The following is a 3627-nucleotide window of genomic DNA, read 5'->3' on the forward strand; positions in this document are numbered from 1 at the left end:
AGATTCCTTGATGATGGTATCGAGGAATTCCTGTTTTATCTTCTCGCTCTCATCCGGGTATCTCAGCAGAAGGTCGGCATAGGCCTTGATGGAGGTGAGGGGCGTCCGGAGATCATGGGCCACGGTGTCAAGGAAGTTCGTTTTTTTCCGGTCCTGTTCCTTGAGTTCCTCGTTGGTCCGTTCCAGATCATGGGTGCGTTTTTCCACGGCTTCGGCCATGATGTTGAATCTTTGCGACAGGAGGGCGATCTCATCTCTCCCCTTGGGTTTCAGCCGGTAGGCATAATCTCCGGAGGCGATCCGTTCGGCTCCAAGGCTTAATTTTTCGATCGGTCTCATGACCCGGTATCCGAGGATCATGGCGATCCAGACCGTGCCCCATAAGATCGCCGCACCGATCAGGATCATGTTCTGTGACATGGAGGAGAAAATCGTGTCCAATTTCAGGAAGTCCGGTTCAATAAAGATCGGGAGTCCCAAGGCAGGGAGCATGGAGCCGATCAGGAAAAGCCGGTTTTCCTCGTCATAAATTTCTTTGGTATTGAATGGATCGCCTTTGTTTTCCGCAAGGTTACGGAATCCCTCTTCGGTGTACGCCATGACCTGTCGAATGTCTCTCGAATCTATGGGCTTATTTAACGTACTGTAAAGCAGACCTTCGGATCGGTCCCGGATGCAGATACAGGCCTCTTTCAAGGGGCCTTTCAAGATCAGGTAGTTCAGTATCCGCTGAATGTCCAGAAATATGAACCCCTCTCCTGAAAAAATTCCATCGGTATCGTAATATTTTCTGGATACCCTGAGCAGAGAGCGGGTCGGATCTTTCTTGGGGATGATCCGAAGCTCCTGGTCTTTGTCCGACGGGATCAGATCATCCTTCTCCAATTTGTGAAGGCTTTCTGGGGAGGTCTTCTCCCTGGGAAGAAAAGCGGCGTTCGAGATGAATTTTTTATTCAATATGTCGGGCAGGGCTTCTTCATGATGGAGCGGACTTTTCTCGGGGTCCTCTATGTAGTTTAGAAGATCCTGCCGGGAGAGGATAGAAAATTCATCGCAGGCATGGTCCATGAACTGGTTTAACTGGTTGACGATCAACCAGCTATGCTCCAGCGTGCTCCTCTTCTCAAAGGAACGCATCGGCTCCCGTATGGCACTGTATGCGGCCAAGCCGTACAGCACAGCGGTGAGGAGGATCAGGAAGACAAACGAGGCGATCAGTTTGAAGCGGATCTTCATATGCGAACGGATAGGCCGGTCAATATCCCACCGAAGAGGTGATGAGAAAGACCGCGCCCCAGAGGACCAGAAAGATCCGAAGGGGGGTCAGCAGTTGAGAGAGCAGGAAACTCCCCAGGATTAAACAGACCCCCAGAACGGTCCGGATCCCCCGGTCCAATTTCCCCATGTTTGTGACCATCTCATTCTCCTTGTATCCGGCAGCCCGGGATTATTGTTTCAAGGCCTTTTCAATGGCCCGGGGGCTGAAACCTCTGAAGATCGTTCCATCAATATCAATGACCGGGATTCCCGTATATCCATCGGACTTCTCAAGCATTTCCTGGAGTCCCTTTTTATCCTTCTCCACATTGACCTCGGTGTACTTGATCCCGTTCGTGACGAAGAAACTCTTCGCCTGTCTGCAAGCCGGTCACCAGTCGGCCATATAGAGGATGACCTTGTGCTCCTTTGCCGCCTTTGCCTGTTGATCATCCTCTTTGGGTGCGCTTTTAAGCGACGGCTCCTCCCCGGCCTGTTTCCCGGGGGCGCTCACCGGGGTCGGGTCAAAGGTCACGCGCCCTTTATGCTCTACCTTATCGAAATCCACGGCTTTTTCTTTAAACTTTTCCGGAATTTTTTTAGGGTCGTCGGTGAAGTGGGTCTGCCCGGAATCATCCACCCATTGATAGATCGCAGCGCTCGAAACCGAGGAGAACAGGCAAAAAAACACTGTAATGACAACGAGATCACGAAATTTCATGGCATCTCCTTTTTTATTGGGAAAAGGAACAGACGATTTTCTGATTTATTATAACCTTGCCGGTGAAACGGAATCAACCGAAAAAGATGATCTAAATCCACCAACCAGAGAAACCACAGAGGACACAGAGAAAAAAACCTTTTTGCCACGAATGAACACGAATCTGCACAAAGGAACGGCTGTTTTTTGTTTGTGTCAATTCGTGGCTAAATAGTTTTTCTTAGTGCCTTTGTGTCTTAGTGGCGAAAAAGGCTTTTCTCTGTGGTTTCTGTGGTTTGATGGTTAGAGCTTAGGCAGGTATCCGGAACCGGTCCAGATCCGGGTCGGCAATCGGTGCGGGAACGGAGAAAGCCTCTTCTTTCTCATGGAGATAAAGCCTCACGCGTCCCGCTCCCTGGACGTGGGCGTATTTGAGGATGATCCGGGCGATCAGCTCCCTGGCCTCATAGTCCAGTCTGCCGAGGGCCGCGCAGCTTGGACCATTGAAATCCTCGGGGATAAAGAGCGGGTGCTTTCCTTTTGCAAGGGATTCGATTCGGTTGTTTTCTTCCTCGTCTCTGCCCACGATGATCTTGAGTTCCGGGCTGAGCCTCAAGTGCCGCCCGATCTTGAGAAGGCGGATCTCCTCCATGGTGAAGTTCTCCTGGTGCAGGAACAGGTCCTTTAGCTTGGCCGCAAATTTAATATCCGTGAGCAGACAGCCCCCGGCCGGGCAGGGATAGTCCTTGATGGAGAACTCATCCGCGAGCTGCATCTGCGCCTTTCTTCCGCGGCCGGTGATCGAGAGGAGCCGGCTCCGGTCAACGATCCCCTGCTGTTCCGGGAGCGTGGGTTCCATGACCCCGGCGGAGAGCGGTCTTAAAATCCTCTGTTCGAGCCCCGACTCCCGGTCGATCAGGTTCATAGCATCCCTCCTCTGGGACATGGGGCGCTGCCCCAGGACCTCTCCGGTGATCAGAAAGGTTGCTCCGATCTCCTCCATGAAGGAAGCGGCCCTCTTGTGCATGAAGATCCGGCAGTCCAGACAGGGGTTCATATGTTTTCCGTAGCCGAACTTCGGGTTCCGGACCATCTCGATATAATCCTTGTCCACATAGATCAGCTTGGCCGGGATCCCGAATTCCTTGGAGATCCGGCCCGCCTCATTGCCGCAGCCGTTCTTCCGGTTACAGCAGCAGAAAGGGGTTTTGAAATTGATCGCCGTCACCTCGATCCCCTGCATGAGCATGAGTTTCACCGCGAGGGTGCTGTCGAGCCCCCCGGACAGAAGCGCCACGGCCTTCTTGTTCATCACAAAGGCATTCTTTTCAGACATAAAAACTCCTTCTATTAATCATCAAGATAAAGAATGGCGGCGGCAAAGTCAAGGTTAAGGTTTTTATTTTGGTTCTTATCACATATAGTGGTTAAGAAGGGGTCGAGGATTCCAGGGTTACGCTTCGCGTGCCCCGCTTTTCTCTATTTTTGTCGTTAGATCCCGGCATCTCCTTGAATCTATTCTTGCCGGGCCGGGACCGTCTGCGACGGCTACTACACTGAGGTATCTTGGGGTCAAGGGTTCAAGTGTTTGTTTTTCAGTGATTTGATCAGCTTTGGGTTTGCGCAAAAATAACTTGAACAATCAACCATGCCGGTGTATTATAGCAGCA

Annotated in this window: 2 protein-coding genes and 1 pseudogene; all 3 read right to left on the reverse strand. The window is 51.6% G+C overall.

Annotated elements, in window-relative coordinates; translation table 11 throughout:
- A pseudogene (locus tag AUK29_02405) lies at positions 1-1236 on the reverse strand (hypothetical protein).
- A 412-nt stretch (positions 1237-1648) separates the two neighbouring features.
- Positions 1649-1978, reverse strand: a complete 330-nt coding sequence (locus AUK29_02410) for a hypothetical protein (protein ID OIP65616.1) — start codon at positions 1976-1978, stop codon at positions 1649-1651.
- 289 nt (positions 1979-2267) lie between these two features.
- Positions 2268-3269: a hypothetical protein gene (locus tag AUK29_02415; GenBank protein OIP65617.1), complete on the reverse strand. Its 1002-nt coding sequence runs from the start codon at positions 3267-3269 to the stop codon at positions 2268-2270.
- Positions 3270-3627 lie beyond the last annotated feature (358 nt).

This window comes from Nitrospirae bacterium CG2_30_53_67 (genome assembly GCA_001873285.1).
GTDB lineage: Bacteria > CG2-30-53-67 > CG2-30-53-67 > CG2-30-53-67 > CG2-30-53-67 > CG2-30-53-67.

Bases quoted from the DNA above. Each gene is read 5' to 3' on its own strand.
- AUK29_02410 (OIP65616.1), bottom strand. From the start codon at position 1,978: ATGAAATTTCGTGATCTCGTTGTCATTACAGTGTTTTTTTGCCTGTTC.
- AUK29_02415 (OIP65617.1), bottom strand. From the start codon at position 3,269: ATGAACAAGAAGGCCGTGGCGCTTCTGTCCGGGGGGCTCGACAGCACC.